Below are 26,604 nucleotides of genomic sequence, written 5' to 3' on the forward strand. Positions count from 1 at the left end.
GGTCAAACGTAGCTGCGATGGAAGACACACGATGACATTGCAATCGATGACCGGGTTCGCCCGCAATGAAGGTCAGATCGGCCGCTATCGTTTTGCCTGGGAGCTGCGTTCGGTCAATGGCAAGGGGCTGGATGTGCGGCTTCGCCTGCCGCCGGGCCTGGAAGACATGGAAACCGACGTCAAGGCGGCGGTCGCCTTGCTGCTGTCTCGCGGCAATGTGCAGGTTGGCCTGAGCCTGACGGCCAGCGACAACCGCATGGAAGCGGTGGTCAACCGCGATGCGCTGGATGCCGTTCTGGAGTTGCGTGCTCAATTGGGGCCGGGCATCGTCTCTGCCGAACCATTGTCGCTCGACACGCTTCTGTCCATCCGTGGCCTTGTCGATCTGCGCGAGGCCCAGGAGGACGGCACACAGCTGGCCGCACGGCGGCAAATGCTGCTGGGCGAACTGGAAACCGCCGTCGCCGCACTTGCTGAGATGCGGTCGCACGAGGGCCTTGCCTTGCAGGCGGTCCTGCTCGCACATATCGATGAAATCGAGCGACTGGCCTTGGTCATCGAGGCTGATCCATCCCGCAGCCCGGACGATATCGCACGACGGCTCGCCACGCAGATCAGCGCGTTGCTGGCGTCCGCGCCTGTTTTGGACAAGGACAGGCTTTACGCCGAGGCTGCCTTGATGGCCACCAAGGCCGATCTGCGCGAGGAGATCGACCGGTTGAAGGCGCATGTGGCTGCGGCTCGGACCCTGCTGCGCGCTGGCGGTCCGGTCGGGCGCAAGCTCGATTTTCTGGCGCAGGAATTTAATCGCGAATCGAATACCATCTGCTCCAAATCCAATTCCGCCGCGGTTACGGCGGCCGGGATCGAATTGAAGGTCGTCATCGACCAGTTCCGCGAGCAGGTCCAAAATCTGGAGTGAAACATGTCCATCGCAGCGTCCAAAAACGCCACCATTCCCAGGCGCGGCCTGATGCTGGTGATTTCCTCACCCTCGGGGGCGGGTAAATCGACCATTTCACGCACGCTGATGGATATCGACAAGCAGATCGGCATGTCGGTCAGCGTCACCACGCGCCAGCGTCGTCCGAGTGAAATCGAGGGCGTGCATTACCATTTCATTTCGCAGCGTGAATTCGAGCGGCTCAAGGCCTCGGATGCGCTGCTGGAATGGGCGGAAGTGCATGGCAATTTCTATGGTACACCACGCGAGCCGGTGGAGGTGGCGATGTCAGAGGGACGTGACATGCTGTTCGACATCGACTGGCAGGGTGCCCAGCAATTGCAGGAGAAAATGGCCGCCGATGTCGTTTCGGTCTTCATCCTGCCACCGACCATGACCGAGCTGCAATCGCGCCTGCACCGCCGCGCCGAGGATTCCGAAGAGGTGATCCAGACGCGGCTGGCCAATTCCCGCTCCGAGATCGAGCATTGGCGTGAATATGACTATGTCATCGTCAATGACGATCTGAATTCGGCCTTCGATGCCGTGCAGTCAATCGTCAAGGCCGAGCGCCTGCGCCGCGACCGCCGCCCGGGCCTGTTCGATTTCGTCAATAACCTGATTACGGAAGAGCCAAAGCTTTAACATATGGTCAGGACTGGAGGGTCCGAACCAAATAGCCTGTTCCTGGTGGCATGAGGAGAGAGATGCCAATGGCGGAGAATGGTCTCGATAGCAGCTCGGGTGCGGCGATCTATTCGCCGCTAACCCTGAAGCTTTATGATCTCGTCGTGCTCGGTTTTTCCAACCGCTTCGCTTGGACATGCCCGACGCGCAAGGTGCTACTCCCGTTCTTCAAGGCGCATCTCAGTGACAATCATCTCGATGTCGGCGTTGGCACGGGCTATTACCTTGCGGAGGCGGGGATCGGCCCGCATCAGAAGGTCAGCCTGCTCGACCTCAACCCGAACAGCCTGAAGGCGGCGCAGGCGCGCTTGGCCCGGTCTTTGGGCCGAGCGTGTAGCACCTATGTCGGTGACGTGAGGCGACCGCAGCCGCTGCCGTCGGATTGCCGTTTTTCGTCAATTTCGCTGTTCTATCTCTATCACTGCTTGCCGGGCAGCATGGCGGAAAAGTCAGCTTCCATCGCCCATCTGTCGCCCTATCTGGAACCCGGCGGGGTGATATACGGGGCGACAATCCTCGGCGAGAGCGCTGGCCATAACCACTATGGCCGACGACTGATGGCGGTCTACAATGCGAAGGGTGTTTTCGGCAATCGCCACGACACGCAGGAGGGCCTTACGGAGACGCTCAGTGCGCATTTTCAGGATGTGGACGTCCGGCGTCATGGCCGGGTCGCCCTGTTTACCCTGCGCGTCCCGAAGGCATGATCGGCGCGTTTGTTTGATTGAGTAGTGGCTACAGCAGATTGGCAATCCGGCAGAATTCCTCGACCGACAGGGTTTCTGCCCGGCGCGATGGATCGATTTCGGCGCGGTTCAGAAGCGCTTCACCACCCAGGGGCTTCAGGCTGGCACGCAGCATCTTGCGCCGCTGACCAAAGGCGGCCTGGGTCAGTTTTTCCAGCTTGGCGATCTCGCAAGGGATGGGGGCAGGGCGCGGCGTCAGATGCACCACTGTGGATGTCACTTTCGGCGGTGGTGTGAAGGCCTGTGGTGACAGGTCGAACGCCATATGGGCCTCAGTCCGCCAGCCGCAGAGTACACCGAGTCGGCCATAATGGTCGTCATCGGCTTGCGCCACAATCCGCTGGCCGACTTCCTTCTGGAACATCAGCGTCAACGAGTCCCAGAAGGGCGGCCATTGGCGTGGCATCAGCCAGTTGATCAACAATTGCGTGCCGACATTATAGGGCAAGTTGGCGACGATTTTCACCGGACCATCCGGGGCCATAGCTTCAAAATCGGTCTTCAGCGCATCGCCTTCAATCACCTCAAGGCGGCCCGGATAATGGTCGGAAATCTCGGCCAGCGCCGGCAGGCAGCGGCTGTCGCGCTCTATGGCGATAACCTTCTTGGCGCCCAGCGCCAGCAAGGCGCGCGTCAGGCCGCCTGGGCCTGGGCCGACCTCGAACACCGTCGCATTCGTCAGGTCACCGGCGGTGCGGGCGACTTTTTGGGTGATATTGAGGTCCAGCAGAAAATTCTGGCCGAGTGCTTTCTTTGCATCCAGCCCATGGCGCTGGATAACGTCGCGCAGCGGCGGCAATCCGTCCAGAGCGGCCATCAGACGGCCAATGCGTGGGTGAGGGCGGCCTTGCGGCTGATATCCACCGCCAGGCGTAGCGCTGCGACCAAGCTGTTTTCACGGGCAATACCCTGGCCGGCGAGGCCGAACGCGGTGCCATGGTCGGGCGAGGTGCGCACGAAGGGTAGGCCGAGGGTGACGTTGACCGAACCGTCGAAGTCCAGGGTCTTCACCGGTATCAGCGCCTGATCGTGATACATGCAGACAGCGACATCGTAGCGGCGGCGCGCTTCCTCATGAAACATGGTGTCGGCAGGCAGCGGCCCGAAAGCGTCGATTCCTTCCGCGCGGAGGATTTTGAGAGCCGGTGCGATGATCTCTTCGTCTTCGCGGCCCATCGCGCCGCCTTCGCCAGCATGCGGATTGAGCCCGGCAACGGCGAGCCGAGGTTCGGCAATGCCGAATTTGTCGCGCAGGTCGGCATGGGTGATGCGACAGGTGCGAATGATCAGGTCTTCGCTCAGCGCTGGCGCCACCGCGCTTAGCGGCATGTGGATTGTGACCGGAATTGCCCGCAATTGCGCTCCGGCCAGCATCATCACGGGCATGACCGGGTGGCCTGTGGCCTTTTCGGCAAGAGCGGCCAAAAACTCGGTATGACCTGGAAAACCAAATCCGCCCTCATAGAGCACGGATTTGGCGACGGGATTGGTCACGACCGCGCCAGCCTGACCTTTCAGGCAAAGATCAACCGCCATTTCAATGGCTGTTATCGTCGAGCGCGCGGTTGCAACATGCGGCTCGCCAGCCACGACATCGATACCAACAGGGATCGGCAGAACCGGAAACGCGGTTTCGAAAACCTCTGCCGCATCCTCTGCCCCGGTTTCCTTGAAGGGAATGTCCAGCCCCAGCAGTCTTGCACGGCTTTTCAGCACGGCTGGATCGCCCAGAAACAGGAATGGCGGCAGGTCGAGCGCCTTGCGCTTCGTCCATGCCACCAAGGCGATATCCGGGCCGATCCCCGCTGGATCGCCTTGGGTCAAGGCGAGGGGAAGACGCTGGCTGGTATCCGACATGATGATGCTCAACGATTGATGATCTGGGCCTTGGAGCGCAGTTCGGTCAGGTATTTTTCGGAATTCGGATCGCCCTTGGACTTGTCTTCCTTGCCGATATCTTCGGCCTTGAAAACCGCTTCGGCGGCTAGATCGTCGGAGACCTGCTTCTGATTGCAGATCGCCAGATATTCAATTCCGCGTTCGGTGACGCGCGTGCCTGTGGTGGTGCCGTTCGCGCCCTCGATCAAAGGCTTCCAGTCGTCAGGCAATTCAGGCTTCATCACCCGACCGAGGTCGCGGATAGATACATCGAGGTAGTTTTTAGCAAAATCCATCGCCTGGTCGCAGCCGGGAAACTTGGCGCGGGACGCTTCGGCCTCTGCCTTGCGCTTGGCGGTCAAGGTGGCGCGTTTGGCGACGGGAACAACGAAAATAACCTGTTTCAGGGTGTATTCCGTCGTCACTGGCTTTTGTTTGTTTTCAAGCAGACGGGTAACCATGTCCTGATTGCTCATCTTCGAGCGGGACGCATAGCGTGCGTTTACCAGTCGCGGCCAGCTCATCTGCACGGCAATATAGGCTTTGAAGTGCTCGACGCCGACGCCGGCCTTATCAAGGATCTGGCCCATCTGCTGCGTGGACAGTTTGTTGGAAGCGGCGAACCGCCCAAAAGCCTGGTCGACATCCATGGTGCTGACGGACATTCCGACCCGGGCGATTTCCTGGCGCTTCAGTTGCTCGTCGATCAATTCCTGACGGGCCTTTTTAGCGACGTCACCTGTCTCGTGGCGAAGTTTCAGGAAGGCAATCCGCCGTGCCAAATCGGTATTGGTAATCGCGGTTTTATTGACGACGACAGCCACGCCGGTATCGGCCAGAGCTGGAGTGACCGTTGCTGGCGCAAAGCCTGTCACGCAAATCAAAGCCACCGTTGCAACAACAGCGGCGCGCAAAGTTTTATTGCTCAAGGTCATCACCTGTCCTTTTCCCATGCCGCAGCGATCCAATGGCGCGCGGCACCCTCTGAATGATCGTGTTCAGGGTCTACCGTTAAAAACACGCACGTTTTTTCCCGGTAAACTCTGCTGCATAATTTCTTAAATCGGCAATGATTCAAAGAATTATGCAGCAGGCACAGCATATTGGAGAATTCCCGCTTCAAAGTGAACCGCAGAATGCTCCCTTTTTACTTTCAGGCATTTACACCACAAAGCCGCACCGCACTTTTGCTGAAAATGCTTTATTGCAGGATCGATTGCACAAACCCTGCGGCGAAACAATGGCTTTTCCATAAGAAACGCCGTGTCAACCAATCGTGCGGCAGCGTTTCTTATAAAAACACATCTGTTCTAAGGCATCAGACCGAAAAGCCGCGAACCGGATCTTGAAAAATCCGATGTGAAAATAAAAACCAATAGCATCGTGCCGAATCCAGTCTCCGCACGGTGCTATTGATATTTTGGATCAATAGGAACGTGGCCCGCTGCTTTCCAGGGAAAACAGCGGGCTTTTAAAAGGCGAGACAGATCAATTGAACCCGGTGACGTCGGTATCGCCTACTTTGACATCGCCCAAGGTGCGGAATGTCAGTCGGGCGCCGATGGACCAGTCATTGGCGGATTCGTCATCGTCCTTGTTCTTGTAAACGATGGAGAAGATCGTGCAATCGTCGGCATAGGACACGCCGATGCCATAGCGGTTGATATTGTCCTTCTTCACATCCCAAGTAATCGAACCGAAGACCGACCAGAAATCGCCAATCTTGACCGAACTGGCGTTCTGTATCTCTTCGCGGTCGTAATCATAGCCGTAATTAGGCTGCGCTGCGATCTGGGTGTAGATGAAATTCGTTTGCAGTTGGTCATTGTGATAACCGATGGCCGAATCCGTCCGTGCGACCTCAAAGGTCTTTTCATCGAACCGCGCATTGACCGAGGTGGATATGCCGTAAGGCGTGTCCAGCCCGACCATGCCGACATAATCGGACACCGCGGTTTCCAGGCCCGATTCGTTGCCGGCATAGACCAGGTCCGAGGAGGCAAAGGAGTTTTTGCCGGCCAGTTGGTAGGACTGCCCGAAGATACTGCGCAATGTATAACCGCTGTCGAATGAGCCGGTATAGCGCAGGCCGACATTGGCACGCGTACCGCCTTCAACCCGGTCATAGCCGGAGAACTTATCGCGCTCAAACAGGTTGCTGGCGTCGAAGACGAAGCTTTGCGCATCTTCATTCGTAAGTCGGCCGGCCTGTTGCTCGTCGGGTCGGACAAAGATCTGGCCAATCGGCTCGATCACATGCGTGCTGCCCGGCGCGCTGAGCAGCCACGGATAGCGAACCTCAAGTCCAGCCGTCACCATCGAACGGGTCACGCCGGTGGTGTCGTTGTAATTGCCGGAATAGCTGGACCCTGGTGCGTCCATGTTATTGCCAAAGGCATCGCCACGCGCGGCAAGGATAGGTGTCAGCAGCACGCCCTGCGGTGTATCGAAGGTGCGCTTCCATTCCACTTCACCGGTCAGGCGGGTCGTATTGCCCTTCAGTCCGCTGAAGCGTTCGTTGCCATTGTTCAGGTTGAGAATATCGCTGTTATAACGCGTCAGGGCCGTGAAGTTGACGGTTGCCGACAATTCTCCGCCCATGAACGGTTCCGGCGCATAATAGCTATAGTCGATGGTCGGGGTGACAATCGGCTGCTTGCGCTCGGCGACATCCTTGCTGTCGGCATCCTGGATGTCGAAGTAATAGGCGCGCATGTCGAAGGAATTACGATCCCCAAGACCGGTCAGATAGACCTGATTGGTATGGGTTTTCTGGTTGAAACCTTCCAGATCGTAGGTGCGTGCGAAGTTGTTGTCGCTCTCCAGCATCACGTCCCAGCCGAAGCTCCAGCGGGGATTGATATCGAATTTGCCGGTCGAGCCGACCATGCCGCGGAAGTCCTTCTCGGCATCCGTGGTGCCGCTGTCGAACTTGCCTGGGTTTAACTGGTCGATGCCAGCAAAGCGCAGCGTCGCCAATCCATCCTCGAACTGATGACGCACTTCCGTGTCGATCAGCACGCCCTGGCTGGTAAAGCCACCCAGTTTGATCGTGGCATCGGTCTGCGGGGAAATGGCCCAGTAATAGGGAACAATAACCCCAAATCCGAGTTTCTGAGTCGTGCTGAATTCGGGAAACAGGAAGCCCGACTTACGCTTGACGGTATTGTCGGGAACCTCGATTGACGGGATCAGCGCAATCGACTTGCCGAATAGCTGGAAGCGAGCGTTTTCCAGGCGGATCGTATGGGTCTTGCCATTTTGGATGACTCGTTCCGCCTTGATCTGCCAGAAGGGCGCACGGCCCTGTTCCGCGCATGGCAGACAGGCGGTGTAGACACCCTTGTAGAGGATCATCTGGTCGCCGTTGACGCGTTCGCCCTTCTGGGCGGCGATGCGGGTATTATCCGTCGTCTCCACCCGCAGGCTGTTGACGAAGCCATTGGCGAAGTCGTCGGTGACGTCCATCTTGTCGGCATAGATGCGGTTGCCGTCAGGCTCTATCAGTTCGATATTGCCATAGGCCATCATCCGGCCGGTCTTCTGGTCGTATTCGACGCGCTTGGATACCATCTGGTAGCCGGCGTAATTGATCTGGACGCCGCCGACCGCAGTCACCTTCTGGGCGTCCTTATCATATGTCATTTCATTCGCTGCGAGCATGAGCTTCGCATCGGCGGGAATTTTCGGTGACACCAAACCATTGCTGGAGGCCGTCTGCGCATAGGCAAAAGGCACAGGAACGAGGGTCGCACTAAAGGCGACGCCTGCCAGCAGGGCTGTGAAAAGCCGTTTTATATTTCCGCGGTCAATTGCCGCCACTAACCATCCTCCTGATGAAGCAGGATCGTCGCCCCGAGCGCTGTCGCAACAATGACAGGAACCCAGGTCGCAACGAACGGAGGCACAACGCCACTGCTTCCGAACGCCTTCACGAGCACTGTCGCCACATAAAGCACGAAGCCCGAAATGATTCCACCCAGAATCACGGAACGTGACTGGTTGAACCGGCTGAATTTGAGAGAAACAGTTGCAGCAATCAGAGTCATCGCAACGAAAAGGAAGGGAGTGGAGAGCAGCGTGTGAAACTGCGTTTCCAAATTCTTCGTTGAGACGCCATAGGATTTGGCAACTGCGATTTTCTGAGAAAGTTCATAAAAAGCAACAGTATCCGGCTGTGCGAGACGCTCCTGTACAAATTCCTGTTTCAAATTGGTGCTAACTTGTGCCGATGTCTCCCGCTTGGGTGTTTCGCCAGGCTTGGTCTCTACGACATCCTTAAGCAACCAGTAACCATCTTGCAACTTCGCTGTGCGTGCATCCTGACGGGAGGTGATTCGACCCTGGCCGTCGAAGTGGATGAACACCGCCTGCATCAGCAACGTTCCGTCTTCCAGAACCGAGGTCGCGCCGATGATCGTGTCTTCCTTGCCGGTGATCTGGCGCATCCACGGCACGGAGTTCTTGTTGTTGCTGGCCTTGCCGGGGTCGCTGTATTCGGCCTCCAGTGTCGCGGCCTGTTTCTGTCCGAGAGCGGCAAGCGGATTGATCAGCAGGGATGTGGCGCAGCCGAGCAGGAAAGCGCCCAGCAGGAAGGGGAACATGAACTGCCAGACGGAAATGCCTGCGGCACGCGCAATCACCAATTCGGAGCGCCTGTTCAGGGTGATCAGGGTCACCATCCCGGAAAACAATGCGATGAAGGGTACGGTTTGCTGGAGCAGCAGCGGCAGGCGCATCAGCGTCAGCAGGAAGACGCCAAACAGCGAGGATTGTTCGTTGTCGGAGAACCGGCCACTGACCTCGCTGAAGTCGATCAGGAAAATGATCGCTGCGACGCCGATCACGAACCAGAACACGGTGATCGCATAGCGCTTGAGAAAATAGCGGCTGAGCGTGTTGAGCATCATGCGCTGCCTCCATTGTCCTGGCCGTTCGCGCTATTGGAGGTAAAGCGCCGCTGAAAGGCCAACCGTGTCGTGTCGATCATACGACGCAAGGGTGCTGGCAATTGCGATTTCTTCTGCCGCATCAGCATCAGGGTGGCAATCGCCGCGCTGGCGAGCGGTGTCGCATACATCAGCACGATGAAGGCGGCATTCGATTCGGACTTGTTGGCGGCATAGAATGTCAGCCAGCGCAGAACAAGCGCAAGGGTCAATGCCGAGACCATAGGATGCAGCCGTGCCTCTCGGTGGGAGCGCGCATCGCCGGCGATGGCCAGTGAAATCAGCGCGAAGGCAAAGGGCAGGAGCCATTCAGTCATGCGCTTATGCAGTTCCGCCCGGTATTCGCCTGGGTGGTCCTTGTAATCGTCGTCATTCGTATCCGGATTGAGCAGGAAGCTCAGGCTGCGGTCGCTCGGCCGCATCTTTGCCTTGCCACGGGTTTCCGTCAGGTCGGACAGGTCGAAGGCATAGGAATCGAACCGTACGATCGAAACCGTGCCACCCGGTGCTTTGCGCTGCACCTCACCGTCATGCATGATCAACGCGGTCCCGGTCTCATCCACCGCGCCTTCGCGGGCATAATAGATCAGCGAATAGGCCGGGTCGCGGTAATCGGCGACGAACAGGCCTTTCAGCACGCGTCCCGCCAGCCGCTGGGAAATTTGCACATAAAGGCCGTCTTCCACCTTGCGGAAGGTTTTTTCCTCGATCACCGTCGAGAGAAGGTCGGCATAGGCATTGGCAATCATCTGACGCGCCGCCACTTTCACTTTTGGCTGCACTTCGTTGGTGATAACAAGCGTTATCACGCTGATGGCCAGCGCAAATAGCAGGATTGGCCGGAGAATAACCGCACGAGACGCACCGGCGGCGTCGATGACGGCCAGCTCGGAATCGTTGTTCATCGCCGTCAGACTCTGGGTTATGCCAATAACCAGCGCAAACGGCATGACGATGGGAATGATGGTGGGCAGGATGAGGGTGGCGAGCGTGGCAAAAGAGCCGATCGACTGTCCGGTATCGGTCACGAGATTGATGCGTGCCAGGACCTGTGTTGTCCAGATGATCGCCAGCACGGGCAGAAGTGCCGTCAGGAACATCTGCGCGACACGCCGCAATATATAGGACTCAAGAAGCTTCATGCCGGATCCTGCCAATAGCGCCTATTTGCCCATCGTCAGGGCAAAACACAAGAGCCGATGCTTCAATCATCTGTGCAGGACTTTTTAATGATGCTTCTCGGCAACAGGCAGATTTATGTGCCTCATTTAAAGATGGGGCTGGTTTCTGGCCCGCAAAAGCCCGCAGCCGTTTGCCACGGCAAAGACAATGGCGAAGATCACCGGCGAAGACAGCCAGCCCAGAACCACGTCGGACAGGTAATGTGCCCCAAAGGCCAGCCGCAGCAGGGGCGAGGCAAGCGATGCGAAGACCAGCGGCCAGCCGACGCGCCGACGCCAGGTGGCTGGCAGCAGGGGAACGATGCAGATGATCCAGCCCGCACCTGCGGCTTCGCCGGAAATGAAGGAACAGTTCTGATCGCAGGCACCGGCAAAATTGCCCGCCGGTTCAAACCCATAGGGTCCGCCGAAGAACACGGTCTGATTGGGGCGTGGCCGGCCGGACATGTCCTTCAGAAACACATTGACCAGCAGATAGGGTCCAATGGCCGTTGCCAGCAGCGACAGAACCAGCTTGACGATCTGTTCCTGCTGCCAGGCGGCGCGCGGCTGACACAGCTTGACGATCAGCGCCACCAGCACGCCGACGCCCACTACATGCGGCATGTAGAACAGGATTTGCCTGATCGCCTTCAGGACTGGCTCGCGCGAAATGGGAAAGCCGCCGCAGATCGTGTTTGCCTCATGCGCTGTGCAATTGCCGGCGCGAAAGAACACTTCAGACACCGCGATATCGAAGCCGGGCGCTGAATAGAACACCACCAGCAGCATCACCCAGACGGTGGATAGCAAGGCGGCGGTCGTAAAGGAGGACCGGGTGAGATCGGGAATACGACAGTGCCGTCCAAATATATCCGTGACGGTCAGCTGGGGTTTGCGGGCACTGGTCTTCATCGTCAAACTCTTGAGGCTCGTCACAACTCGGGCTTGCCCCGGTCTTCGTTCGCCCCGGTGCTGATTTGCATCATAGCGAATGCTTATAGATGTTATAAGACAAAGACCAGTTGCAGGCAGGCCACGCATTACAAATCTTTACTGTATTCACGGGTCGGGAACGGCCAAATTAGGGTCTGTTGGGGGATGTGGGTTTGTGATCGATGGCGACAGGGGCGGCGTTGGCAAAGCGCGTCTTTGATCCGGAGTGAGGAGAAGGCATGAGGACAAGGAGGCGAGCCCTGTTGCAATCATGCGCAAAACCGACATGATCGGCGCCCAGAGCAAATCGTGACAATTGCGATCAAACATACAGTGCCGGAGTAAGCCATGTCCATGAAGCTGGAAATTTCCTTTGCCCCATCCGCCTTAATCGAGGCGGGCTTGGTCCTCAGCCTGAAGGAGGCTGAAGCGACGTTGCCAGCCGGGGCGGCCACGGTCGATCCGTCCGGAATTTTCGCGAAGGCCGCAGCAACGGCGAAGTTCAAGGCCAAGGCCATGTCGGTTCTCGACATTCTCGCGCCCACCGGTTCGAAGGCAGATCGGCTGATTGTCATCGGGACTGGCAAGGCCGCCGATCTTGTCGATCATGACTGGCTGCGTCTGGGTGGGGTGGCGGCGGCAAACCTGAAAGGCTCGGAGGCCGCGACGGTCTTTCTCGATGCTGAGGGGTTGACGATAACGGCTGAGGGCGTGCGGGATTTTGCCATCGGCATGCTGCTGCGCGCCTATTCCTTCGATGATTACAAGACGAAGAAGAAAGACGATGACGATAAGGCACCTTCCGCCGTCCAGATCACCCTGGTAACCGCTGTGGCCGTTGCTGCGGAACGGTTGTTTGCCGCTGAGGGCAGGGCTGTTGTTGATGGTGTTCTTCTGGCGCGCAACCTCGTCAACCTGCCGGCCAATGTTTTGGGTCCGGTGGAATTTGCCGACCGTGCCAAGGCGCTGGAAGCGCTAGGCGTCGAGGTGGAAATCCTCACCGAAACCGAAATGGCCAGCCTCGGCATGGGCGCGATTCTGGGTGTGGCCCAGGGCTCGGTCCGCCCGCCACGCCTTGCGGTCATGCAGTGGAAGGGCGGCGCGCCTGAAGGGCAGCCCATTGCCTTCATCGGCAAGGGCGTGGTGTTCGATACCGGCGGCATTTCCATCAAGCCGGCGGGTGGCATGGAAGATATGAAGGGCGATATGGGCGGTGCTGCTGCCGTCATCGGCTTGATGCATACGCTGGCGGCCCGCAAGGCCAAGGTGAATGTGGTCGGTATTCTCGGCCTGGTCGAAAACATGCCTGATGGTAATGCCCAGCGCCCCGGCGATATAGTCACCTCGATGTCCGGCCAGACCATCGAGGTGATCAATACCGATGCCGAAGGGCGTCTCGTGCTGTGCGACGCGCTCTGGTATTGCAACGACCGTTTCAAGCCTGCCTTTATGATCAATCTGGCGACGCTGACTGGCGCCATCCTGGTGGCGCTTGCCAATCTGCATGCCGGGCTGTTTTCGAATGATGACACGCTGGCCGAAAACCTGCTGAAGGCTGGCCTCTCCACCAATGAGCGCCTGTGGCGCATGCCGCTCGGCAAGGATTACGACAAGCTGATCGATAGCAAATTCGCCGATATGAAAAATACTGGTGGCCGGTATGGTGGTTCGATCACGGCGGCGCAGTTCCTGAAGCGCTTCGTCGGCGACACGCCGTGGGCGCATCTCGACATTGCCGGTACGGCGATGGCTTCTCCGAAGGACGAGATCAACCAGTCCTGGGCGTCGGGCTTTGGTGTGCGCCTGCTCGACCAACTGGTGCGCGATGCCTATGAAGCGTAAGGGATAGCCCGGCCTTGACCGAGGTATTGTTCTATCACCTGACCGAGACCCGGTTGGAGGATGCGCTTCCGGCGCTTTTGGAAAAAAGCGTCGAGCGCGGCTGGAAGGTTGGCGTAGAAATGCGCGATCCGGAGCGGTGTGACCGGCTGGATCAGCATTTATGGACCTTTCGCGACGACAGTTTTCTGGCGCATGGGATCAGCACCGGCGAGCAGGCGGAGGCACAACCGATCCTTCTCTGCCTGTCATCAGACAATCCCAATGGGGCGACGGTGCGCTTTTATATCGACGGTGCCGTGCCGGACCTTCCGCTTGTCTATGACCGGATCGTCTTCGTCTTCGACGGCCATGATCAGGGCGAGTTGGAAACGGCGAGAGGTGAATGGAAACGGCTGAAGGGTGAGGGCCACGCGCTCACCTATTGGCAACAGAACAACCAAGGCCGATGGGAAAAGAAGGCTTGAGTTTGCCAGATAAAAGTGGACCTCGGTTTTCCCGATAAGATAAACGAGAATATGAGGTTCTCGAATGTCTTGTTGACTGCTTGAAACGAGACATTGACGCGGTTTCCCGCGTCAATGTGATTGGTGGGACGCAGGCGTTTCCGGCTCAGGCCGCCTGACGTTTCTGTCTTTGGTGAGCGCCGCCAGCTTCCAGCTTGAAATGCGAGATCAGCCGGGCGAGGTTCTGGGCGTCATCGGCCAGTTGGTTGGTGCTCGCAGTGGTTTCTTCCACCATGGCGGCATTGCGTTGGGTGACCTGGTCCATCTGGCTGACGGCAGAATTGACCTCTTGCAGCTTGAAGGATTGTTCCTTGGCGGCATTGGCGATCTGATGCACCTGCGCGTTGATATCCACGACATGATCGCGGATCTTGGAGAGTGCATCGCCGGTGGCGGTAACGAGCCGCACGCCTGCATTGACTTCCTCGCCCGATTTGGTGATCAGCGACTTGATGTCCTTGGCAGCACCTGCGGAGCGTTGCGCCAATTCGCGCACTTCCTGAGCGACGACCGCAAAGCCCTTGCCGGCTTCACCGGCACGTGCCGCCTCGACGCCGGCATTCAGCGCCAGCAGGTTGGTCTGGAAGGCGATCTCGTCGATGACATTGATGATCTTGCCGATTTCGCCGGAGGCTTGTTCGATCCGGCCCATGGCCGAGACGGCGTCATGGACGACCGAGGCGGATTGTTCGGTACTGCGGCGGGCCTCATCCACCATGCGGCTGGTCTGCTGGGCACGATCATTGGAGGAATGCACTGCCGTGGTGATTTCTTCCAATGCCGAGGAAGTTTCTTCAAGGGTGGCGGCCTGTTGCTCGGTGCGCTTGGCCAGATCGTCCGAGGCAAACCGCAATTCGCCGGAGCCGGAATTGATCATGTCGATGGAGGAGCGCACTTCGCCGACAATGCCCCGCAGTGCGGACATTGTCCCGTTGACATTCTGCTGCAACTCGGCAAACGCGCCGTGGAACTGGCCGCGCATCGTATCGGTCAGATCACCATCCGAGAGGGCAGCGACGATGCGGCGGGTCTCGCCAAGGCCGGTATCGATGGACTGCACCAATTTGTTCATGGATGAGGCAAAGGCGTTCAGATCTTCGAAATCGAAATCCCGGGTGATCCGCTGGCTGAAATCGCCGACCACGGCAGCGGCGACCACTTCACCGATACTGTCGCGCAACTCATCGGATTTTTGCCGCATATGCAGTTCCTGAGCATTCATCGTCTGCACCCGCAAGCCGTTCTGTTTGAACACTTCGAGCGCCCGAGCCATGTCGCCGATTTCGTTGCCGCGTTCCAGATAGAGCACTTGGGTATTCAGGTCGCCATCGGCGAGACGCCGCATTGCGCGGGTCAATCGCTCAATAGGATTGGAAACGCCCTTAAACACAAAGATCATCGCCCCGATACCGGCAATGGCACCCAGCGCCAGAACCAGGCCATTCAGTAGCAGCGACAGTTGAAATGCCGATGCTGCATTTTCATACATGCGGCCAGCCGCATCGACATTGGCATCCCGGAAGATATCGGCTTGTTCGTCCATGGCGTTATAGGCACTGACCATGTCTCCGGTCAGCAAGGCCGCAGCCTTGTCCTTTTCACCTCTGGACGAATAGGCCACCATCTGATTGTGCAGCGTCACATAAGAAACCATGGCCAGCTTGAAGGCGTCATAGGCCTTGCGCTCTTCAGGTAGCGAGATCAGCGTTTCATAGGTTTTCATCCGCTTGTCCAGCTTCTGCATTTCCGTTTTCAGGGCATCGTCCGCTTCCTGAATGGCCTGTGGCGTTTTGCTGAGGATATGGCGCATTTCGAGGCCGCGCACATTGGCGAGTGAAATGTTGAGGCGGTTGGTAATATCCACCGAGGGAACCGCGTCTTTCGCCAATCCCTCTACATTGTCAAACACGCCAGACATGGACGACAGGGCAAAGCAGCCCTGGAGGAGGAGAAGCAACATCAGGCCGCTAAACGCGCTGGCCAGCGATGTCTTGAGCGAGAAATTCAGATGCATTGATCTGTTCCAATCGAGCCCATGGCAAAGGTCATCTTTGTCCGACGGCGTGCTTGCACCATTCCGCACACTTCATTGCGCAGAAGACCGGGAGTTTCATCATGTGACACGTGCTGGAAGAGCACCGTGGAGGAATGGATATATAAAAGCCGTAGAGCGGCTGAACCTGCTGACAGATATGACGCGACAGTCACGCTGGGGGCGAGCGCTGACAGCCGACGGAGGGACATGGAAACCGGCACGTTTCTTGCTGGCCTGTCCTTGGCGAGGATGATGTTGCTTAATATTTAAAATATCTCTAATAGATAATTAACCCTGCTATTTTAGGGGTTTGCTGGCTTATCCTAAAAGATTCAGGGGTTTAGAGAATTGCTTCGCTGCATTCAGTCGAATGGTTTTTGTTTGCGATGCAAAAATAATAACGGAAAAGAGGACTTCCGGCATTTATGTCCGACGCAATCTTTAAGTGTCGGCATTGTGCATTGTTCAATATAGTCAGTATTTAAAATTTAAAGTTGTTTTTTTGTTTTGTGCATCTGATTGCGATTTCGATCACAACTATAGAATCGGTGACTTCCAAGCATTCTGATAGATTACGATTGCAAAGGCTGCCTAACCCGCCATCGCCTCTTCATATTCGGTTGAAAGCTCCAGCCATTGCTCCTCGGCAGCGCTCAACTTGGCGGCGGCCTCACCACGCTGCTTAACCTTTTCCGCCGCCTTGGCGGGATGCTTTTCGTAGAGAACCGGATCTGCAAGTTCTGCATCAAGACCTTGAATCACTGTCTCCAGCTTTTTGGTCAAAGATTCGATTTCGTTGATCTTTTTCTTCAGCGGCGCCAGCGCGGCCCGCTTTTCGGCATTGGCCTTGCGCTGGTCGGCTTTTTTTCCGGCCTCGACGGTTACGTCAATTTTTTCTTCTTTTTTTTTACCCGAAGAGACAATCAGGTCGCGGTATTCTTCCATGTCACCCTCGAATGTGGTGACGGTGCCGTTATTGACCAGCCAGAGCCGGTCCACCGTTGCCTCGATCAGGTGGCGATCATGGGAGATCAGGATGACCGCGCCGTCATAATCGTTCAGCGCTTCGATCAGCGCGCGGCGGCTGTCGATATCGAGATGGTTGGTCGGCTCATCGAGGATCAGCAGGTTGGGGGCGTGAAAGGCAGCAAGGCCCATCAGCAACCGGGCCTTTTCACCACCGGACAAATCCTTGGCAGCGGTGGCCATTTTTTCGGTGGCCAGCCCCATCTGGGCGACGCGGGCGCGTACCTTGGCTTCCGGTGCCTGCGGCATCAGCCTGCGCACATGTTCCACTGGCGTGTCTTCCGGCACTAGGTCGTCCAGTTGATGCTGGGCGAAGAAGCCGATCTTCAGGCTGGGAGCCAGCCGCAGATCGCCGCTTTCGGGCGGAAGACGACCGGAAATGAATTTGGCGAAGGTGGATTTACCGTTGCCGTTCGATCCCAGCAGCGCGATGCGGTCATCCGCATCGATGCGCAGGTTGAGGTTCTTCAGGATCGGCTTGCCGGGTTCGTAACCCACGGAACCGCCATTGATGGCGATGATCGGCGATGCCGGCTGTTTTTCCGGCTCAGGGAAGGTGATCGGCTGGACGTGGTCTTCAATAACCGCGGAGACCGTGCCCATGCGCTCCAGCGCTTTCACACGGCTCTGGGCCTGTTTGGCCTTGGAGGCCTTGGCCTTGAACCGGTCGATGAAGGCTTGAAGATGCTTGCGCGCCGCATCACTCTTGGCCTTCGACTTCATCTGCAATTCGTCGTTCTCGGCCTTCTGGCGCTCGAACTGGTCATAGCCGCCGCGATAGAAGGTCAGCTTTTTCTGGTCGAGATGGACGATGGCATTGACCGCATTGTTGAGAAGGTCGCGGTCATGGCTGATGATGATGACGGTGTGCGGGTAGCGGCGGATATAGTCTTCTAGCCACAACGTACCTTCAAGGTCGAGATAGTTGGTCGGTTCGTCCAGCAGCAGCAGGTCCGGCTCGGCAAACAGTACCGAGGCCAGCGCCACGCGCATCCGCCAGCCGCCTGAAAAGGCCGAGGCTGGGCGCAACTGTGCTTCCTGGTTGAAGCCGAGACCGGCAAGGATGCTGGAGGCGCGGGCTTCCGCCGAATGCGCATCGATATCCACCAGCCGCATCTGGATGTCGGCGATCCGGTTCGGGTCAGTGGCCGTTTCGGCCTCCGCCATCAGCGCTGTGCGCTCCTTGTCGGCAGCCAGGACGATTTCGATCAGGCTGTCCTCGGTGCCGGGGGCTTCCTGCGCCACCTGACCAATCTTGGCATTCTTGGGGATGGAGACCGAGCCGCTTTCAGCTCCCAGGTCGCCGGTGATCACCCGAAACAGGGTGGATTTACCGGCACCATTGCGGCCGACAAGACCCGCTTTCGTGCCTGTTGGCAGCGAAATGCTGGCGTGGTCAATCAGCAGGCGGCCTGCAATACGGGCGGAGACGTCATTGATGGTAATCATGGCTGGCGTTTTGGCCGATGATGGCCGGGAAGGCAAGGGGGGCGGGGGTGGGGAAGGACGTCAGTCTTGATGTTGATGGCTGATATAAGCATTTTTGATTTGAATAGTTGGGGCGATTGGCATCCGATAGTCGAATTGTTTCGACCGGAGGCCACCACCGATGACCCGACTTCTCTACTCACTTGCAGGCACGGACCTCACTCGTCCGTTTTCACCGCATTGCTGGAAGATCATCCTGGCGCTGCGCCACAAGGGATTGAGCTTCGAGGAAAAGCCGCTGGCCTTTACCGAAATTCCAACGGTGGAGGAGGGGGTCTCGAAAATCGTGCCGATCCTGCGCGATGGCGATACCGTGGTCGCGGACAGTTTCCAGATCGCGCTTTATCTGGAAGAGGCCTATCCCGACCGTCCCAGCCTGTTTCGCGGCGAGGGCGGCAAGGCTCTGGCACGGTTTGTGGAAGGCTATTCGCAATCCACTATCCATCCGGCCATCAGTGCCATCGTCCTTATGGATATCTACAACATGATCTCTCCCGCCGATCAGGCGCATTTTCGCAAAACCCGCGAAGCGCTGTTCGGCAAGGTGTTGGAAGAGATTTTCCCGGATCGCGACGGTGCGATTGCGGCGTTTCCGGCGAAACTCCAGCCCTTGCGACATATGCTGCGGTCGCAGCCCTTTATCGGCGGGGAAAAGCCGTTGTTTGCTGATTACATCGTGTTTGGCGCATTCCAGTGGTTGAAGATCGTCACAGGCTCGATCTTCCTGCCCGAAGACGATCCGGCAGCGCAATGGTTCGAGCGCTGCGCGGCCCTTGGCTTGGTGCAGGCTGACGCGGCATAAAGGCCTTGTCATGTGACGGTGGCGTGAAATTCGCGTCTCCCCCTTGTTTTCGCGAATCGGGGCAGGTAGAAACCGCCCACTTTCCCTACAAACAAAGGACGAGACGATGGCGATTGAACGCACCTTTTCGATGATCAAGCCGGATGCAACCAAGCGTAACCTGACGGGCGCGATCACCAAGGTTTTTGAAGACAACGGCCTGCGCGTTGTTGCTTCGAAGCGCGTCTGGATGAGCACGCGCGAAGCTGAAGGCTTCTACGCCGTTCACAAAGAACGCCCTTTCTTCGGCGAACTGGTTGAAGGCATGACGTCCGGCCCAACCGTGGTTCAGGTTCTGGAAGGCGAAGGCGCCATCCTCAAGAACCGCGAAATCATGGGTGCAACCAACCCTGCCCAGGCTGCCGAAGGCACGATCCGCAAGCAGTTCGCCCTCTCCATCGGCGAAAATTCCGTTCACGGCTCCGACGCCCCGGAAACTGCCGCTGAAGAAATCGCTTACTGGTTCGCAGCCACCGAAATCGTCGGCTAAAGTTTGTCAGGGAAAAGTGGAATCCGGTTTTCCCAAAAAGACAAACGAAAACAAGAGAATCTAGAGTCTGTCTGGTTCAATCTGAACCTGACAGACTCTAGGCCTCTTCGAGGCTTTTACTTTCAGAATGAAAAAGACCGGGGCTGAGAGGCTCCGGTTTTTTTATGTCCACCTGTCGCGGGCCGCGTCGTCGGCGTCGCGGGCGGCGACCCAGGTGCCTGACGTGCCGTCTTTGCCATGTTCCTTCTTCCAGAAGGGGGCAGCGGTTTTCAGGAAATCCATCACAAAATTGGCGCCGTCGAAGGCTGCCTGCCGGTGGCTTGAGGCGGCAATGACCAGCACGATCTGTTCGCCAGCGGCGATCTTGCCATAGCGATGCAGCACGGTCAGCGCCATCAGGTCGAACCGATTGATAGCAAGCGTGGCAATCCGGTTCATCTCGGCCTCTGCCATGCCGGGGTAATGTTCCAGCTCCAGCGCATCGAGCCTGCCCTGTTCATCACGGCAAAGTCCGACGAAGGACACCAGAGCGCCGATATCCGTGCGGCCATCCGTTATGAGTGCCGTCTCTGCCGAAGCGTCGAAATCGTCCTTCTGAACCCGGATGACAGGCGACACCATGGCCTCAGCCGCCAGTCATCGGCGGAAACAGGCCGATCTCACGGGCGCCTGCCAAAAGCTCGTCGTGCTCGACATGTTCCTGATTGACAGCGATACGAATGGCGTTTGGAAATTGCAGCGCCTCGGCGTAATTCTCGCCCCGCTCGGTCAGATAGGCAATCAGATCGGCGCCAGTCTTTACCTGCTCGGGCAGCGCAAGCTCTTCCTCGTCGAGGCCGATCTTTTCACGCACCCAGGCGAAATAGACGAGCTTGACGGTCATTCGTCCACCATATGCTTCACACCGGCTTTGAAATAGTCATAGCCGGTATACATGGTCAGGGCGGCGGCGATCCACAACAGGCCGATGCCGATCTGGGTGGTGTAAGGCAGGACCTTGTCGCCCGCCGGACCGGCCAGTAGAAAGGCCAGTGCCACCATTTGCACGGTGGTTTTCCACTTGGCGATCCGCGTCACCGGCACGCTCACCTTCAGCTCGGCCAGATATTCGCGAAGGCCGGAGACCAGAATTTCGCGGCAGAGGATGATGATAGCGGCCCAGAGCGACCAGCCGGCAATGGTTTTTTCGGTATCGGCGGCCATCAGCAACAGGCAGGTGGCGACCAGCAGCTTGTCGGCAATCGGGTCGAGCATTCGGCCGATATTGGAGGTCTGGTTCCAGATCCGGGCCAGATAGCCATCGAAGAAATCGGTAATCGAGGCGACAACGAAAATCGCCAGCGCCGCCCAGCGGGCAAAGTCGGTGCTTTGCAGCTTGCCTTCCAGATAGAAGCACAGAACAATCAAAGGCACGGCCAGAATACGGCCATATGTCAACAGGTTGGGGATGCTGTAGGTACGCGAAGCCATGATGCCCTGTCTTTGTTGTGAAGCGCTGGAAGATGGCGCTTGGGAAGATCGATCGTCAAGCCGGTGCTAAGGTTTTTCCGGGGGCGAAACGGCCATTTTATGCCCAATGTAGCTATTCCCGGCTGTTTTCGTGAGAATGACCAGAATTTTCATGAAAATGATTGTAAATTTGTCGTGCAACGACTTCCGAAATGCCATCCACTGCCATCAGGTCGTTCATTGCAGCCCGCGAGACCGCCTTGGCCGTACCGAAATGCTGTAACAGCGCCCGCTTGCGGGTCGGTCCGATGCCGCCGATTTCATCCAATGGGTTCTTGACCATTTCCTTCTTGCGCCGCGCCCGGTGCGAGCCGATGGCGAATCGATGTGCCTCGTCGCGCAGCCGCTGGATGAAATACAGCACCGGATCGCGGGGAGCGAGTGTGAAGTCCGGCTTGCCCTCAGCAAAGAAACGCTCGCGCCCCGCATCGCGATCCACGCCCTTGGCGACGCCGATGGCGGTGACACAATCGGTAATGTCCAGTTCCTTCAGGATTGCCCTGACGGCGGTCATCTGGCCTTGGCCGCCATCGATCAGGATCACGTCGGGCCAGGCCGGGAAAACCGCATCCGCGCCTTCCTCGGTGATAGTGTTGCGGTCCGGCTTGCCTTCTTCTTTCAGCAGACGCGAAAAGCGTCGTGTCATCACTTCGCGCATCATGCCGAAATCGTCGCCGGGGGTGATGTCGGTCGATTTGATGTTGAATTTGCGATACTGGTTGCGCACGAAGCCTTCCGGCCCGGCCACCACCATGCCGCCCACGGCGTTGGTCCCCATGATATGGGAATTGTCGTAGATCTCGATGCGGCGCGGCACGTAGGTGAGTGCGAAGGTCTCGGCAAAGCCTTTCAATAGCCGCTCCTGCGAGGCCGTCTCCGCCAGCTTGCGGCCATGCGCTTCGCGGGCATTGCCATGCACATGCTCGACCAGATCCTTCTTCTCGCCACGCTGCGGCACCAGGATCGTCACCTTGTAACCGGCCTTTTCGGAGAGCGCGAGACTCAACAAATCTTGTTCGTCAATCCCCTCCGACAGCAGCACTTGCCGGGGACAGGGCTTGTCGTCGTAAAACTGTGCCAGAAAGGCGCTCAACACTTCCGCACCAGTCATTTGCGGATCGGCCTTCGGGAAATAGGCGCGGTTGCCCCAGTTCTGTCCGGTCCTGAAAAAGAACACCTGGATACAGGTCAAGCCACCCTCGTGGTGGATGGCGAAAATATCGGCTTCCTCGACGCCCGCCGGGTTGATGCCCTGGTGGCTCTGCACATGAGAGAGGCCCGCAAGACGGTCGCGGAACACGGCGGCGCGTTCGAAATCCAGGGTTTCCGCTGCCTCGTTCATCGTCCGCGCCATGGCTTCCTTGACGTTCTGGCTCTTGCCGGACAGGAAATCCTTGGCTTCCTTCACCAGCACGCCGTAATCGGCGTCGCTGATTTCATGGGTGCAGGGGCCGGAGCAGCGCTTGATCTGGTAAAGAAGACAGGGCCGCGTGCGGCTCTCGAACACGCTGTCGGTGCAGGTACGCAACAGAAAGGCCCGTTGCAGCGAATTGATGGTGCGCCCAACCGCTCCTGCCGAGGCGAAGGGGCCGAAATAATCGCCCTTGCGGGCGCGCGCACCGCGATGTTTGTAAATGGCGGGTGCGCGGCCATCGCCGGTAATCAGGATATAGGGAAAGCTCTTGTCGTCGCGCAACAGCACGTTATAGCGCGGCCGCAAACGCTTGATGAGGTTGGCTTCGAGCAGCAGTGCCTCGACCTCGGTGCGGGTCGTGACGAATTCCATATGGGCGGTTTCGCGCACCATGCGGGTCAGGCGGTTGGAATGCAGGCGGCCTTGCGCGTAATTGCTGACGCGCTTCTTCAGGCTGCGGGCCTTGCCGACATAGAGGACATCGCCGTCGCCATTCATCATCCGGTAGACGCCCGGATTGTTGGGCAGTTTCTTGACGAATTCCGCAATCAGATCGGCACCGGTCAGGCCGCTGCCATGCAGGGCGCCTTCGTTCCAGTCGATCGGCGGCAGAACGGCAGCGACCGCGGGGTCGATTGCGCCGTCTGTCGCAATGTCATCCTCGTCATCTTCTGTGCCGTCATAGAGAATGCCGCCTTCCGGCTGCTTCCCTGGGGTCATTCCGCAATCTCCGTGCCGTTTGCGCCGGGCCAAATCAGATGTTGCCCGCCATCGAGGGCAAACATTTGGCCGGTGATCGATGGCGTGTCAAAAAGAAAGCGGATGGTGCGGCCGAATTCTTCAAGGCCCGCGCCCTGCTTCAGCGGCAGGCTGTCTATCTGCGCCTGGAAATCCTTCTGCTCCTGCCGCTCGCTTTTCAGCGTCGGGCCGGGGCCGATGGCATTGACCCGGATCTGTGGGGCAAAGGCTTGCGCCATAGTTCTCGTCGCCGTCCACAGGGTGGATTTCGACAATGTATAGGAAAAGAACGTTGGTTTGAGGGCCAGCACCCGCTGATCGATGATGTTGACGATCAGGCCCGAGCCATTCTCTGGCACCTGCCGATGAAATTCAGCGGACAGAATGGCAGGCGCACGGACATGAATATCGAAATGCGCGGCGAAATGCTCCGCATCGAACTGGTCTGCCTTGTCGTCCAGAAACACCGAGGCATTGTTGACCAGCAGACCGAGAGGACCAAGCGCCTGCGTCGCCTTTGAAATCAGCGCTTGTGTCTCGCCAATGTCACGAAGATCCGCTTTCAAGGCCACCGCCTTGCCGCCCTTGGAACTTATCTGCTGCGCCAGAGTTTCAGCTTCGTCAAGAGACGCATGGGTATGGATGGCAACGGCAAAACCATTGTCTGCCAGATCCTGCGCGATGGCCCGGCCAATCCGTTTGGCGGAAGCGGTGACAAGTGCTGTTCTTGAGACAGCTTTTGGACGAGGGGCGGACATGCTCTTCACCTTTTGTTATAATCGGCTTTGTATGGATAGGCCGGACGCTCAAGGCGCACCATTATTGTCGCTCCAGATATATGTCATGGCGCGACTTATTGAAGGTCAGCGATCTTCGTTTTCTTCATCTTGAATCTCTGTATCACTCCGCATTTGCGAAAGTAAAATGCCGTGAGCGCAAAGTAATATCTTGTTGACGATTTATTAGGGTTAACAAATCACCTGTTGCGCGAAAGCAACGTCTAAATTTTGCCTAGTGTTTGCCTAAAATATTTCACAATTCGGCTCTTCCAATTCCGCAATTGAGGGCCATTTTCAACACTGAAGCGGGCAGGGACATCCGTGCAAGTATTCGAACCGCAAGAGACGACATGATCGCCATCGGTTCGTTTTATAAATAGGAGAATTTGGTATGCGTACTCTCGTTATGATTTTGCTGGCATCGTCTGCTGGTCTTTCCCTCGTCACCGGCGCTCACGCTGCCGATGCCGTCATGTCGGTGCCGGAAGCACCCGCAGCCGTCGATATGCCGGCTCCGGTCAGCAACTGGGCCGGTGCTTATGTCGGCGGTGCAGGCACCTATACAATGGGTCGTTCGCACGGCAGCAAGTTCAGCGCCCGTGCGTTCGGCGGCCAGGTCTATGGCGGCTACAACATGCAGAACGACAAGATCGTTTACGGTGGTGAAGCTGACATCGGTTATGACGGCAATGGTAGCCGCTCTGGCGCTGGCCTGACCGGCAAGCAGGGCGTAAACGGCTCTATTCGTGGCCGCGTCGGCTACGACCTCAACCCATTCATGGTTTACGGCACAGCCGGTGTGGCTGCGGCTGACACCAAGATTTCCGGTGCTGGCGGTTCTGACAGCAAGGCCGCTCTCGGCTACACGGTCGGTGCAGGCGTTGAAGCCATGGTGACCAACAACATCACCACTCGTGTGGAATACCGCTACACCGATTACCAGAACAAGGACTACAACATCGGTGGTTCCAAGGTATCGCGCGGCTTTGACGACCAGAGCGTCAAGGTTGGTATCGGCATGAAGTTCTGATCAGCCGATTATTGTGATCTCGAAAGAAGCCCGGCGTTTGCGCCGGGCTTCTTGATTCTGGGAAGGCTTTTAAAGCCTGGCAACACTTTCAGGCCTGCGGTCGCAGCAACTGATACCCATCGAATTTCTTGGCAAACAGCACCGGCCATTCGGTCAGCGCCACATGACCATTTTCCCATTCACCGGGAAAGCGCAGCATTAGGTAGCCGAGCAGGCCCGCCATGGAAAAATGGCCGCCGTTCAGCTTCTTGCCCATCTTCGGCATATGGGTTTCGAGATAGTCCAGGCCGCGTGTGACCTTTTCCCATTGCCGGTCGATATAGGGCTGGTGGATCTTTTCCGGCGGATGCAGGCGCTTCTCATAGACGATCGCCAGAAGGCAATCGGTGATGCCATCGCACAGCGCTTCCAGCACCTCGGCCTCGGTGCGCTTTTCGTCCTTTTTCGGATAGAGGCCACCGTCAGAGATACGGTTCAGATACTGCATGATGGCGCGGCTATCGTAAATCGACTGGCCTTCATCGGTAATCAGCGTCGGGATCTTGCCCAGCGGATTGTTGTCGATCAATTCAGGTGGGTTGGCATTGGTATCGACCTTGATTTCCTCAAGGGTAATGCCGGTGGCGCGGGCGGCCATCCTGACCTTGGAGGAATAGGGTGAGGCGGGAGCATAAAGCAGCTTCATCGGTTTGGTCCTGTTCGCGTGTCAGGTGGAGTTTACTCTTCGCCGCGCAGCCAGAAGCAGCGTTGCGAGGCATAGCGGTCTTGCGCCAGCACCCGCTTCAATTCGGGCAGCAGCGCATGCAATTCATCTTTGAGGGTGAAGGGCGCGTTGACGATGATCAGGCCTGAACCAGACAGACCGGTCAAATCGCGGTCGCTTTTCACCGAAAGCTCAGTGCAGAGCATTTTGGGGATGCCCGTCTCTTTCAAGGCCTCGTGAAAAGCGGCAATCGGCGCGCCCTTCTTGATGGGATACCAGAGACAATAGACCCCGGCAGAAAACCGGCGATAGGCCCGCGCCAATCCATCGACCAGCCGCTCATATTCACCGTCCAGCTCGAAGGGCGGATCAACCAGCACGATGCCGCGTTTTTCCTTGGGCGGCAGATGGGCGCCCAGCGCCAGCCAGCCATCCAGCTCGGTGATCCGCGCCTGGTAATCGCCTTCGAACAGCCGGGAAAGTGTGCGGCAATCGTCTGGATGCAGTTCCATCGCCGACAGACGGTCCTGCGGGCGAAACAGGTCGCGTGCCAGCTTCGGCGAGCCGGGATAGCGGGTCAGGCCGCCGTCCGGGTTCAGCGCCCGCACCACGTCCAGATAGGGTTTCAGCACCTCGGCCGCTGCCGGTGTCAGCTCGGCGTCCAGCAATTTGCCAATTCCGCCTAGCCATTCACCGGTTTTTTGCGATTCGTCGGAGGATAGGTCGTAAAGACCGATGCCCGCATGGGTATCCAGCACCCGGAATGCCTTGTCCTTCTGCTGGAGATAAATGACCAGCCGCGCCAGCACGGCATGCTTCAGCACGTCCGCGAAATTGCCTGCGTGGTAGATGTGGCGGTAATTCATGCGCTTTTCCGATGGGTCTGGTGATTTTTTGGAATGGGGCT

At 57.8% G+C, this 26,604-nt stretch carries 25 protein-coding genes; 9 read left to right on the forward strand and 16 right to left on the reverse strand.

The window, feature by feature from the left end; translation table 11 throughout:
* The first annotated feature begins 31 nt into the window (after positions 1-31).
* The 3 genes from AVCG78_RS03890 to AVCG78_RS03900 all read left to right on the forward strand — a co-directional run bounded on the left by AVCG78_RS03890 (position 32) and on the right by AVCG78_RS03900 (position 2,337).
* Positions 32-922, forward strand: a complete 891-nt coding sequence (locus AVCG78_RS03890; RefSeq protein ID WP_071204688.1) for a YicC/YloC family endoribonuclease — start codon at positions 32-34, stop codon at positions 920-922.
* A gap of 3 nt (positions 923-925) precedes the next feature.
* Positions 926-1,588, forward strand: coding sequence for a guanylate kinase (gene gmk / locus AVCG78_RS03895; RefSeq protein ID WP_015915521.1), 663 nt, complete (start codon positions 926-928; stop codon positions 1,586-1,588).
* Between the two features lie 68 nt (positions 1,589-1,656).
* The gene (locus tag AVCG78_RS03900; protein WP_071204687.1) at positions 1,657-2,337 is read left to right on the forward strand and encodes a class I SAM-dependent methyltransferase; all 681 of its coding nucleotides are present in this window, start codon (positions 1,657-1,659) and stop codon (positions 2,335-2,337) included.
* 28 nt (positions 2,338-2,365) lie between these two features.
* Here AVCG78_RS03900 and rsmA read toward each other — a convergent pair whose 3' ends face one another.
* The 3 genes from rsmA to AVCG78_RS03915 are packed head-to-tail and all read right to left on the reverse strand — an operon-like array spanning position 2,366 to position 5,189.
* Positions 2,366-3,193 (reverse strand): 16S rRNA (adenine(1518)-N(6)/adenine(1519)-N(6))-dimethyltransferase RsmA, encoded by an 828-nt coding sequence (gene rsmA / locus AVCG78_RS03905; protein WP_071204686.1) that lies wholly within the window; start codon positions 3,191-3,193, stop codon positions 2,366-2,368.
* Positions 3,193-4,233 carry a 4-hydroxythreonine-4-phosphate dehydrogenase PdxA gene (gene pdxA / locus AVCG78_RS03910; RefSeq protein ID WP_071204685.1) on the reverse strand — a complete coding sequence of 347 codons (1,041 nt, stop codon included), beginning with the start codon at positions 4,231-4,233 and terminating at the stop codon, positions 3,193-3,195. Before pdxA ends, rsmA begins: the two co-directional genes overlap by 1 nt.
* Positions 4,234-4,241: 8 nt before the next feature.
* On the reverse strand, positions 4,242-5,189 hold the full coding sequence (locus AVCG78_RS03915) for a SurA N-terminal domain-containing protein (RefSeq protein WP_071204684.1): 948 nt from the start codon (positions 5,187-5,189) through the stop codon (positions 4,242-4,244).
* 149 nt (positions 5,190-5,338) lie between these two features.
* Between AVCG78_RS03915 and AVCG78_RS03920 the strand changes: the two genes are divergently transcribed.
* Complete coding sequence (locus tag AVCG78_RS03920) at positions 5,339-5,509, forward strand: hypothetical protein (RefSeq protein ID WP_156538201.1); 171 nt, start codon at positions 5,339-5,341, stop codon at positions 5,507-5,509.
* A 233-nt stretch (positions 5,510-5,742) separates the two neighbouring features.
* Here AVCG78_RS03920 and AVCG78_RS03925 read toward each other — a convergent pair whose 3' ends face one another.
* From AVCG78_RS03925 to AVCG78_RS03940, 4 genes are all read right to left on the reverse strand, one after another.
* Positions 5,743-8,076, reverse strand: coding sequence for an LPS-assembly protein LptD (locus tag AVCG78_RS03925; RefSeq protein WP_071204683.1), 2,334 nt, complete (start codon positions 8,074-8,076; stop codon positions 5,743-5,745).
* The gene (gene lptG, locus AVCG78_RS03930) at positions 8,076-9,164 is read right to left on the reverse strand and encodes an LPS export ABC transporter permease LptG (RefSeq protein WP_071204682.1); all 1,089 of its coding nucleotides are present in this window, start codon (positions 9,162-9,164) and stop codon (positions 8,076-8,078) included. The genes AVCG78_RS03925 and lptG overlap by 1 nt, the downstream gene beginning before the upstream one ends.
* Positions 9,161-10,345, reverse strand: coding sequence for an LPS export ABC transporter permease LptF (gene lptF, locus AVCG78_RS03935; RefSeq protein WP_071204681.1), 1,185 nt, complete (start codon positions 10,343-10,345; stop codon positions 9,161-9,163). The genes lptG and lptF overlap by 4 nt, the downstream gene beginning before the upstream one ends.
* A 126-nt stretch (positions 10,346-10,471) precedes the next feature.
* Positions 10,472-11,278 (reverse strand): phosphatase PAP2 family protein, encoded by an 807-nt coding sequence (locus AVCG78_RS03940; protein ID WP_174089656.1) that lies wholly within the window; start codon positions 11,276-11,278, stop codon positions 10,472-10,474.
* A 369-nt stretch (positions 11,279-11,647) separates the two neighbouring features.
* Here AVCG78_RS03940 and AVCG78_RS03945 point away from each other — a divergent pair, with 369 nt between their 5' ends.
* Positions 11,648-13,141: a leucyl aminopeptidase gene (locus AVCG78_RS03945; protein ID WP_156582636.1), complete on the forward strand. Its 1,494-nt coding sequence runs from the start codon at positions 11,648-11,650 to the stop codon at positions 13,139-13,141.
* A gap of 14 nt (positions 13,142-13,155) precedes the next feature.
* Positions 13,156-13,605, forward strand: coding sequence for a DNA polymerase III subunit chi (locus AVCG78_RS03950; RefSeq protein WP_071204679.1), 450 nt, complete (start codon positions 13,156-13,158; stop codon positions 13,603-13,605).
* A gap of 145 nt (positions 13,606-13,750) precedes the next feature.
* Here the strand turns inward: AVCG78_RS03950 and AVCG78_RS03955 are convergent, their stop codons facing one another.
* Together AVCG78_RS03955 and AVCG78_RS03960 are read right to left on the reverse strand one after the other, a co-directional pair.
* A complete protein-coding gene (locus AVCG78_RS03955) occupies positions 13,751-15,658 on the reverse strand; it encodes a HAMP domain-containing methyl-accepting chemotaxis protein (RefSeq protein WP_156582637.1) in 1,908 nt (635 codons plus the stop codon).
* A gap of 612 nt (positions 15,659-16,270) precedes the next feature.
* Positions 16,271-18,154, reverse strand: coding sequence for an ABC-F family ATP-binding cassette domain-containing protein (locus AVCG78_RS03960; protein ID WP_071585308.1), 1,884 nt, complete (start codon positions 18,152-18,154; stop codon positions 16,271-16,273).
* A 160-nt stretch (positions 18,155-18,314) separates the two neighbouring features.
* Here AVCG78_RS03960 and AVCG78_RS03965 point away from each other — a divergent pair, with 160 nt between their 5' ends.
* Together AVCG78_RS03965 and ndk are read left to right on the forward strand one after the other, a co-directional pair.
* Positions 18,315-18,995 carry a glutathione S-transferase family protein gene (locus AVCG78_RS03965; RefSeq protein ID WP_071204676.1) on the forward strand — a complete coding sequence of 227 codons (681 nt, stop codon included), beginning with the start codon at positions 18,315-18,317 and terminating at the stop codon, positions 18,993-18,995.
* A gap of 106 nt (positions 18,996-19,101) precedes the next feature.
* Positions 19,102-19,524, forward strand: a complete 423-nt coding sequence (gene ndk / locus AVCG78_RS03970; RefSeq protein WP_041696404.1) for a nucleoside-diphosphate kinase — start codon at positions 19,102-19,104, stop codon at positions 19,522-19,524.
* 162 nt (positions 19,525-19,686) lie between these two features.
* Here the strand turns inward: ndk and AVCG78_RS03975 are convergent, their stop codons facing one another.
* The 5 genes from AVCG78_RS03975 to AVCG78_RS03995 all read right to left on the reverse strand — a co-directional run bounded on the left by AVCG78_RS03975 (position 19,687) and on the right by AVCG78_RS03995 (position 23,943).
* Entirely contained in the window at positions 19,687-20,145 is a 459-nt protein-coding gene (locus AVCG78_RS03975; RefSeq protein WP_071204675.1) for a molybdenum cofactor biosynthesis protein MoaE, read from the reverse strand.
* 4 nt (positions 20,146-20,149) lie between these two features.
* The gene (gene moaD, locus AVCG78_RS03980; protein WP_015915537.1) at positions 20,150-20,407 is read right to left on the reverse strand and encodes a molybdopterin converting factor subunit 1; all 258 of its coding nucleotides are present in this window, start codon (positions 20,405-20,407) and stop codon (positions 20,150-20,152) included.
* The gene (gene pgsA, locus AVCG78_RS03985; protein WP_015915538.1) at positions 20,404-20,994 is read right to left on the reverse strand and encodes a CDP-diacylglycerol--glycerol-3-phosphate 3-phosphatidyltransferase; all 591 of its coding nucleotides are present in this window, start codon (positions 20,992-20,994) and stop codon (positions 20,404-20,406) included. The genes moaD and pgsA overlap by 4 nt, the downstream gene beginning before the upstream one ends.
* Positions 20,995-21,106: 112 nt before the next feature.
* Positions 21,107-23,167: an excinuclease ABC subunit UvrC gene (uvrC, locus tag AVCG78_RS03990; protein ID WP_071585306.1), complete on the reverse strand. Its 2,061-nt coding sequence runs from the start codon at positions 23,165-23,167 to the stop codon at positions 21,107-21,109.
* Positions 23,164-23,943 carry an SDR family oxidoreductase gene (locus AVCG78_RS03995; protein WP_071204673.1) on the reverse strand — a complete coding sequence of 260 codons (780 nt, stop codon included), beginning with the start codon at positions 23,941-23,943 and terminating at the stop codon, positions 23,164-23,166. The genes uvrC and AVCG78_RS03995 overlap by 4 nt, the downstream gene beginning before the upstream one ends.
* A gap of 412 nt (positions 23,944-24,355) precedes the next feature.
* Between AVCG78_RS03995 and AVCG78_RS04000 the strand changes: the two genes are divergently transcribed.
* Positions 24,356-24,994, forward strand: a complete 639-nt coding sequence (locus AVCG78_RS04000) for an outer membrane protein (RefSeq protein ID WP_071204672.1) — start codon at positions 24,356-24,358, stop codon at positions 24,992-24,994.
* Between the two features lie 88 nt (positions 24,995-25,082).
* On the opposite strand, the gene AVCG78_RS04005 is transcribed toward AVCG78_RS04000, so the two are convergent.
* Both AVCG78_RS04005 and AVCG78_RS04010 read right to left on the reverse strand, forming a co-directional pair.
* Positions 25,083-25,679 (reverse strand): glutathione S-transferase family protein, encoded by a 597-nt coding sequence (locus AVCG78_RS04005; RefSeq protein ID WP_015915542.1) that lies wholly within the window; start codon positions 25,677-25,679, stop codon positions 25,083-25,085.
* Positions 25,680-25,711: 32 nt separating this feature from the next.
* Positions 25,712-26,563, reverse strand: coding sequence for a 23S rRNA (adenine(2030)-N(6))-methyltransferase RlmJ (locus AVCG78_RS04010; protein WP_071204671.1), 852 nt, complete (start codon positions 26,561-26,563; stop codon positions 25,712-25,714).
* Positions 26,564-26,604: the final 41 nt, after the last annotated feature.

Origin of the sequence: Gillisella vitis, assembly GCF_021559775.1 — a bacterium.
GTDB classification, from domain to species: domain Bacteria; phylum Pseudomonadota; class Alphaproteobacteria; order Rhizobiales; family Rhizobiaceae; genus Allorhizobium; species Allorhizobium ampelinum.